This window comes from Microbacterium sp. (assembly GCF_047972865.1).
Classification (GTDB): domain Bacteria; phylum Actinomycetota; class Actinomycetes; order Actinomycetales; family Microbacteriaceae; genus Microbacterium.
The window spans coordinates 1-7,863 of record NZ_JBKEAY010000043.1 but is presented as its reverse complement, the minus strand read 5'-3'; the positions used below and the strand labels follow the sequence as shown (position 1 = coordinate 7,863).

The 7,863-nt window shown below is 68.5% G+C and carries 8 protein-coding genes; 5 read left to right on the top strand and 3 right to left on the bottom strand.

Annotated features, from left to right (window positions below):
- Positions 1-542: 542 nt before the first annotated feature.
- A complete protein-coding gene (locus ACK5KK_RS02310; protein WP_416888478.1) occupies positions 543-1,658 on the bottom strand; it encodes an NAD(P)-dependent alcohol dehydrogenase in 1,116 nt (371 codons plus the stop codon).
- Between the two features lie 69 nt (positions 1,659-1,727).
- Complete coding sequence (locus ACK5KK_RS02305) at positions 1,728-3,473, bottom strand: alpha-amylase family glycosyl hydrolase (RefSeq protein ID WP_416888477.1); 1,746 nt, start codon at positions 3,471-3,473, stop codon at positions 1,728-1,730.
- A gap of 67 nt (positions 3,474-3,540) precedes the next feature.
- On the opposite strand from ACK5KK_RS02305, the gene ACK5KK_RS02300 reads away from it, so the two are divergent.
- The 5 genes from ACK5KK_RS02300 to ACK5KK_RS02280 all read left to right on the top strand — a co-directional run bounded on the left by ACK5KK_RS02300 (position 3,541) and on the right by ACK5KK_RS02280 (position 7,061).
- Positions 3,541-3,906, top strand: a complete 366-nt coding sequence (locus ACK5KK_RS02300; protein ID WP_416888476.1) for a VOC family protein — start codon at positions 3,541-3,543, stop codon at positions 3,904-3,906.
- A 100-nt stretch (positions 3,907-4,006) separates the two neighbouring features.
- On the top strand, positions 4,007-4,450 hold the full coding sequence (locus ACK5KK_RS02295; RefSeq protein ID WP_416888475.1) for an Hsp20/alpha crystallin family protein: 444 nt from the start codon (positions 4,007-4,009) through the stop codon (positions 4,448-4,450).
- A gap of 125 nt (positions 4,451-4,575) precedes the next feature.
- Entirely contained in the window at positions 4,576-5,568 is a 993-nt protein-coding gene (locus ACK5KK_RS02290; RefSeq protein ID WP_416888474.1) for a DUF2804 domain-containing protein, read from the top strand.
- 45 nt (positions 5,569-5,613) lie between these two features.
- Positions 5,614-6,330, top strand: a complete 717-nt coding sequence (locus tag ACK5KK_RS02285) for an ABC transporter ATP-binding protein (RefSeq protein WP_416888473.1) — start codon at positions 5,614-5,616, stop codon at positions 6,328-6,330.
- Positions 6,327-7,061, top strand: a complete 735-nt coding sequence (locus tag ACK5KK_RS02280; RefSeq protein WP_416888472.1) for an ABC transporter permease — start codon at positions 6,327-6,329, stop codon at positions 7,059-7,061. The genes ACK5KK_RS02285 and ACK5KK_RS02280 overlap by 4 nt, the downstream gene beginning before the upstream one ends.
- A 4-nt stretch (positions 7,062-7,065) precedes the next feature.
- Here the strand turns inward: ACK5KK_RS02280 and ACK5KK_RS02275 are convergent, their stop codons facing one another.
- Complete coding sequence (locus ACK5KK_RS02275) at positions 7,066-7,500, bottom strand: MarR family winged helix-turn-helix transcriptional regulator (RefSeq protein WP_416888471.1); 435 nt, start codon at positions 7,498-7,500, stop codon at positions 7,066-7,068.
- Positions 7,501-7,863 lie beyond the last annotated feature (363 nt).

Below are 7,863 nucleotides of genomic sequence, written 5' to 3'. Positions count from 1 at the left end.
GTCCCTCGAGGCGCGCCATATAGTCCCTGCAGAGTCCCGCAAATCTGCAGTTCTCCGGACCTGGAGTCCTGGCGCGATGCGGAGTTGCGCAGATCCCCGGGTTTGTGCAGATCCCCGGAGTTGTGCAGAGTGCTCCGACCCGCGGCATCAGTTCCGCAGTTCCGCAGTTCCGCAGTTCTGCAGTTCTGCGGTTCTCCGGACGCGCGGTGCTGGCGCGATGCGGAGTTGTGCAGATCCCCGGGTTTGTGCAGATGTGCGGATGCGGGGGTGCGCGGATGCGGGGGTGCGCGGCATCCGGCGCAGTTCCGCAGTTCTGCGGTTCTCCGGGTCTGGAGTGCTGGTGGGATGCGGAGTTGTGCAGATATGCGGAGTTGTACGGATGTGCGGATGTGCGGATGTGCGGATGCGGGGGTGCGCGGCATCCGGCGCAGTTCCGGAGTTCTGCGGTTCTCCGGATCTGGAGTGCTGGTGGGATGCGGAGTTGTGCAGATATGCGGAGTTGTGCAGATACCCGGAGCTGCGAGATCCGCGGGGCTGCGCGGTCAGGACTGGTCGAAGATCAGCACCGGCTTGACGGTATGGCCTGCATCGCTGTCCGCGAAGGCGGTGTTGATCTCGTGGAACGCGTAGGTCTGCATCAGCCGGTCGATCGGGAATTCGCCGCCCAGGTACAGTTCCAGCAGCTCGGGGATGAACTCCGGCGGCACGGCGCTGCCCTCGATCACCGTCGTGATCGTGATCGCGCGCGACAGAGCGGATGCCAGCGGCAACCGCGCCTCGGCGTCGGGAGCGGCGGCACCCACCAGCACCGCGTGGCCGCGTTGACCGAGCGCGGCGAGCATCCCCTCGACCACCGCGGGGACCGCCGTGGTGTCGATCGCGTAGTCCACGCCCCCTCCGGACAGCTCCAGCAGCTGATCGAGGAGGTCGGCGGCGGCGCCGTCGATCGCGTGCGTGGCACCGAGTTCGAGGGCGAGCGCACGGCGCGAGTCGACCAGGTCGACGGCGACGATCGTCCGCACGCGGGCCACCCGCGCGGCCATGATCGCCGACATCCCCACGGCGCCCGCGCCGAAGACGACGAGTGTGCTGTCGGGCCGCGGCTGCAGGTGATTGAGAACGGCGCCGGCCCCGGTTTGCAGACCGCAGCCGAGCGGCCCGAGCAGGTCGAGCGGCACGTCGTCGCGCACTTTCACGACGCTGCGGGCGGCGACGTTGGCGTGGCTGGCGAACGACGACTGACCGAAGAAGTGCGACGTGATCGCTTGCCCGTCGGGCCCCGTGAACGCCTGCGAACCGTCGGGGCGACCGCCGGCGAAGTTCTGAGCGTAGGTCTGCAGGCAGTATGCCGGCTCCCCCTCCCAGCACGACCGGCACTCCCCGCAACTGGCCACCGTCAGTACGACGTGGTCGCCGACGGCCAGGTTGTGCACACCCTCACCGACTTTCTCGACGACCCCCGACCCTTCGTGGCCGAGCACGATCGGAAACCGCGTCGGAATCCACCCGGCGCGCACCACGGCGTCGGTGTGGCACACCCCGACGGCGACCATGCGCACCTGCACCTCGCCGGCACGCGGATCGTCGAGCGTCACGTTCTCCACGACGAAATCCTGGCTTTGGTCTGGACACACGGCGGCAACGGATGAACGGGTCATGGCGCCAGTGTTGCACCGTCGCCGACGCCGTGGAAGGGGGCGCCCCCGGATTGCGGGGCAGCGGGGTGACTACTGCTCGACCAGCCGCAGCCAGCGAAACCCGAGCGCGGGAAGGGTGAGGCCGCCGCGCAGGTCGACCTGCTGCGCCTGCACCAAGTCGTACGCGTCGCGGGGCAGGCCGGCAAACAGGTCGGCGCCGAGGGTCACCTCGTCGGCTCCCGCGTTGGCCAGCACGAGCACGCCATGGCCCTCCCGTCCCGGGCGCCGGAAGCCGAGGACCGACGCGACGGGCACGCGGATGCCGAGCAGTTCGGCGCCGGCGAACTCGGGCGCGTATTGGCGCGCGGCACTCAACTGACGCAGACGGGTGAACACCCGCCCGGGGTCGCTGCGCGGGTCGGCTCGCTGCACGTAGCGGTCGCGCGGTCGCTGGCCGCGGTGCACCCACCGGCTGTCGTCGTGGCGGGCGGGGTCGTCGAGGAAGGTCGGGTCGTTGAGCTGGGCCACCTCGTCGCCCAGGCAGATCATGGGGAGACCGCCGGTGGACATCGCGATCGCGTGCGCGAGGACCACACGGTCCACTCCGGCGGCGTCGCCGGCTTCGATGCCCGCGAGGGATGCCGCGGTGCCCGACACCTGCGTGTCACCGGTGCGCGGGTCCGGGAAGGGAAGCCCGCGCGCGAAGCTGCCGGGAGCGCTACCGAGGTAGAAGTCGGTGAGCAGGCGTCGCCGCGCCGACTCGTCGCCGGTGTCCGCGTCGTCGAAGACCCAGGCGAGGGCGTCGTGGTCGCGCACGTAGGTGATGCGTGCGGCATCCGCCGGGGGTGTGTCCCGGTGCTCCAGACTGTGCTGCAGCGGCCGGGCGTCGCCGGTGGCCAGTGCTTCCCACGTGAGTGTCATCTGCACCGGGTCGTAGCTCAGCGCGCATGCGCCGGGTGAGTCGGTGTGCGCGGCGCCGGGGAGGGGCGGCGCGGACGCGAACACGACGCCGGGCGCCGCGATCGCCATCACTGTGGCGAGCGCGTCGCGCACGAGCTGCGTGCGCGGGAGGGATGCGGCGTACCCGTCGGCGAGGTCAGCGGCATCCAGCCGGAGCACGTCGACTCCCTGGTTGGCGAGGTAGAGCGCTTCGCCGGCCATCGCCACGAACACGGCGGGGTTGGCGTAGTCGAGGGTTCCGCGCCGGTCATCGAGCGTCGCGAAGTAGGCCGCGAAGACCGCGTCGCCCGCCGCCGCCTGCTGCGCCCATTCGTGGTCGGATGCCGTGTGTCCGAGCGCGAAGTCGAGCATGAGCGAGATCCCGGCCAGATGCAGATCGGAGGCGAGGCCGACCAGCCGCGACATCGACCCCACGCTCGGGTTGACGCGGCGGTAGCTCGACACGGTGTGTGCGTCGTCGTTGTGGTCGTCCGGGGTGGCGAACAGCGGCTGGAGGTGGAGCAGGGTGAGTCCGAGTTCGCGGAACGTCGGGATCTGATCGGCGACTCCGGCCAGGTTGCCGGCGTAGCGGTCGGCGTAGCAGACGCCGCCCAGCATCCGTTCCGACGTGAGCCAGCTCGGGTTCTCGCGTCGCATGCCGTCGCTGACGCGCAGCTCGACGGGGCGGTGATGCCATGAGGTCGCGGCCTGGGCGATGAGCCGGGTGAGGTGGTCGCGCCCGTCGGGGTGGGCACCGTACAGTCGGGCGAACAGCTCGTGGAGGCGCGGGAAGTGCTCGTCGACGCGATCTTGGAACGCGTCGTCGACCCGTACGGCGCGCTCGGCCGCTGTGATCGCGGCCGAGCGGTCGACCTCGGTCGTGGTCAACGCAGTCATGGTGGTACTCCTCGGGCGGCCGGTCTCTGCGGCGCTACGCTGAAGTCACTGCGCAGAGAGGATATCCGTGAATCTATTGCAGATCGCCCAGCGCGCCGTCGACCTCGACCGCGCGGCGGATTTCTACACCGTCCTCCTCGATCGGGAACCGCGGGCGCGATTCGTCGACCCCGACCTGGTGTTCTTCGACATCGATGGGGTGCGGCTCGTGCTCGACGCCAAGGCCCCGTCGACGCTGTTCTATCTGCGTGTGGACAATGTGCACGAGGCGCTGGAACGGTTGGGCGGGGTGGCTGAGGTGATCTCACCGCCGCATGTCGTCTTCGTGCACGACAACGGACTGCTTGGTCCTGACGGTCATGAGGAGTGGCAGGCGTTCCTCCGTGACAGCGAGGGGAACACGGTTGCGCTGGTGGCCTTCCAGCGGCCCTGATTCGCCACCAGCGAACACTCAGCACTCCCGGGGCGAGAGTGCTAGCCTGGTCTTTCTTGAGTCAAACAGGCTCAACTTTCAGACCAGAGAAGGAGATCTCATGGCTACCGACCTGTTCCGTGACTTCGACCGTCTCGCGTCGAGCATCCTCGACACGCGCCGCGGCCCCCGCCGCATGCCGATGGACCTCTACCGCGACGGCGACCACTACGTCCTGAGCGCCGACCTTCCCGGCATCGACCCGGGTTCGGTGGATGTCGACGTCGACGGTCAGCTGCTCACCATCCGCGCCGAGCGCACGCTGCGTGAGGGCGACGGAGTGAAGTGGATCACCCGCGAGCGCGAGGCGGCGAGCTTTTTGCGCCAGCTCAACCTGGGGCAGGGCATCGACACCGACAACATCGCCGCCACGTACAGCAACGGTGTGCTCACGGTGACGATCCCCGTCAGCGAGAAGGCCAAGCCGCGCAAGGTGGAGGTCATCGCCGACGCCCCGGTCACGGTCGTCGACGCGGCCGAGAGCCCACAACCGATCGACCAGTGACCGTCGGTGTGCGGCGCGACAGCCGCACACCTCCGGGAGTTTTCACGGCCCGCCCCCTATGGGGCGGGCCTTCCCATCGGTAGGATCAGGGCACCCGACACTACATCCCGCCCCGAGGATGAGCGATGCCCGAACGCGAGTTGACAGCACCCGTCTCGCTGACCCAGCCCGACGGTCGGCTGAACACGGATGCCGTCGGCTATGCCCGTGAGCCGCTCGTGGACACCTCGGCGATCGGCCGGGAGGGCTCGTGGGGGCGCAACAAGCGCTGGGAGTACTGGAATGTGATGACGCCGCACCACATCGTGTCGATGGCGGTGGCGGCGTTGGACTACGCCGCGGTGCACGAGGTGTGGGTGCTGGAGCGGGAGAGCGGACGGGAGTGGCGCCAGACCGCGCGGGTGATTCCGGCGCGTGATGTCGAGCTGCCGCGATCGTTCGACGATGCGCCCGCGGTGGCCCGCGCGGAGAACCTCGCCGTCACGGTGACGCCGTGGGTGGACGGGCGATCGTGGCGGCTGTACGCGGAGATTCCCGACGCGTCGTTCGATCTCACGGTGACCAGGCCGCGGCCGCACGACTTCTTAGCGGTGGTCGTGCCGTGGTCGATGCGACGTTTCCAGTACACGGTGAAGGCGGTGGCGCTGCCGGTGTTGGGGACGATCGTGGTCGAGGGGCGGCCGCACGCCGTGCCCGAGGGGGTGTCCTGGGCGACGCTCGACCACGGGCGGGGTCGATTGCCGTACGACACCCGCTGGAACTGGGGCGCGGCGGCCGGGGCTGCGGCGGGGCACGTGATCGGCCTCCAGTTGGGAGGACGGGCGACGGCCGGCACGGGTTCCACCGAGAACGGCGTGTTCGTCGACGGTCGGCTGCGGAAGATCTCCGAGGAACTGGTGTGGCGTTACGACCTGGGGTCACGCAGCGCACAGTGGCGGGTGTCAGGCGGGGGGCTGGATGCCACGTTCACTCCCGCGTACGTCAAGAGCGCGCATGTCAATTACGGCATCGTGGCTTCGGCGAGCGATCAGCTGTTCGGCACCTGGGAGGGGGAGTTCGACGGCATCCGCTTCTCGGGGCTCGACGGGTTCGCCGAAGAGACGCACCGCCGCTGGTGACCGGTTGTGCTTGACCGTCCGTCGGCGGGGGGACATTCTCATCGTGTGGACGATGCGGCGGTGCATGTGCGGGGCCTGCGGGTCACGCGAGGGTCGACGGCGGTGTTCGACGGGCTCGACGTGTCGATCGCGCGGGGTGTGGTCACGGGACTCCTCGGGCCGTCGGGGTGTGGCAAGACGACGCTGATGCGCGCGATCGTGGGCGTGCAGAAGGTCGCTGGCGGCACGGTGACGGTGCTCGGGCAGCCGGCCGGAAGTGCCTCGCTGCGGCGGCGGGTGGCGTACGACACGCAGTCGGCGTCGGTGTACGGAGATCTCACCGTTCTGCAGAATCTGCGGTATTTTGCCCGCCTGACGGGGGCGCCGCGGAAGGACATCGCTCGGGTGCTGGAGCAGGTGGGGCTGACCGATCAGGGTGACCAGCTGGTCGATTCGCTCAGCGGTGGACAGGAGAACCGAGTGTCGCTGGCGGTGGCGATGCTCGGGCGTCCCGAGTTGATCATCCTGGACGAGCCGACGGTGGGGCTCGATCCGTTGCTGCGGGCGGAGTTGTGGCGGGTCTTTCGCGCGATCACCGGGGCCGGGGCGACATTGCTGGTGTCAAGTCATGTGATGGACGAGGCGTTGCGGTGTGATCGACTGCTGCTGATGCGGGAGGGGCGGGTCATCGCAGTCACCACGCCGCAGGACCTGTTGCGCGACACGGGGACGAGTGATCCGGACGAAGCCTTCCTGCGGCTCGTGCAACAGGGGGCGGGGTGAGCGCGGTGCGGATGTTCGCGACGGCGGGCCGGGTGCTGCGCCAACTGAGTCACGATCCGCGGTCGATCGGGTTGATGCTGGTGGTGCCGAGCCTGCTGGTGGGGTTGTTCGCGTGGTTGTTCGTCGACCAGGCGGGGGTTTTCGACCGGCTGGGCGGGCCGTTGCTGGCGTTGTTTCCGTTCGTGGTGATGTTCGTGATCACGTCGGTGACGACGTTGCGGGAACGGCGGTCGGGGACGCTCGAACGGTTGATGACGACGCCGTTGGCGAAGCCTGATTTCATCATCGGTTACGCGCTGGCGTTCGGGCTGATGGCGACGTTGCAGGCGGTCGTGACGGTGAGTTATGCCGTGTACGTCTGCGGGCTCGAGGTCGATGGCGCGCTGTGGGAGCTGGGTCTGGTGGCGGTGGTGGATGCCCTCTTGGGCACGGCGCTGGGGTTGCTGGCCAGTGCGTTCGCGCGCACCGAGTTTCAGGCGGTGCAGTTCATGCCGGTGCTGGTCTTTCCGCAGATGATCCTGGGTGGGCTGTTCATGCCGCGTGACCAGATGCCGGAGGTGCTGTACGCGATCAGTGACTGGTTGCCGCTGAGCTATGCGATCGATGCGGTGGCAGCGGTGCGCGACGGCGACGAGGGGTGGGATCTGTGGCATCCGATCCTGGTGGTGGCCGCCTTCGCCGTGGGCGCGCTGGTGCTGGCGTCGCTGACCCTGCGGCGTCGCACGCCCTGAGCGTTCAGGTATCGTTGCCGCGGAGTTTCTCGGTGAGATCGTGCAGTTGGCGTAGTTCGTCGTTGCTGAGGACGGACATACGGTGCGCGATGGAGCGACCGTGCACGGTGGCGATGCGGCGGAACGCGGCGGCGCCGTCGACGGTGGCTTTCACGATGGTGCCGCGTCCGTCGGTGGGGTCGGGGCATTTGGTGATCAGGCCGCGTGCCACCATGCGGTCGACGAGGCGCGACACGCTGGGCTGGCTGATGAGCATGTTGGCGGTGACGTCGCGCAGCCGGGCGGCGTTGTCGGGGCCGCGGGTGACGGTGAGCAGCACGTCGTACTCGGCCTGATTGAGGGCGGTGCCCGCGAAGTCGCCGCCGAGGTCGCTGAAGACCTCGTGCTGCGCACGAAAGAGGCTTTCCCATGCGGCGATCGCAAGGCGACGGTCGCTCATGGCGTCCACACTAGCCCGCGCGCCGCGCCAGCGGGGGCATCCCATCCACAGGCCGCCGCACGGGTAAGGGCCGGTCGGAGAGGCTTCCGGCCGGCCCTTGTCCCTTGCACCAAGAGTGTCCTGCAATCACATGTCGGTAGCTGCCACAGCAAAACAACTACCGTGCTGAGCACTCTATAACGGCCAGGTAACGGTGGCAAGGGTTTCCGTGATCTTTTTGTGATCTTTCTCGGTGTTTGTCGTGTCCGATGACAACACATCTGTAGTTTCTGCCATCGATTCTGTGGTTGTGACAGACGACCTGTAGTTTCTGCCAACTCATCTGTGGTTTCGGCGCCCCGCACGGTAGGGGATGGTGGGCGT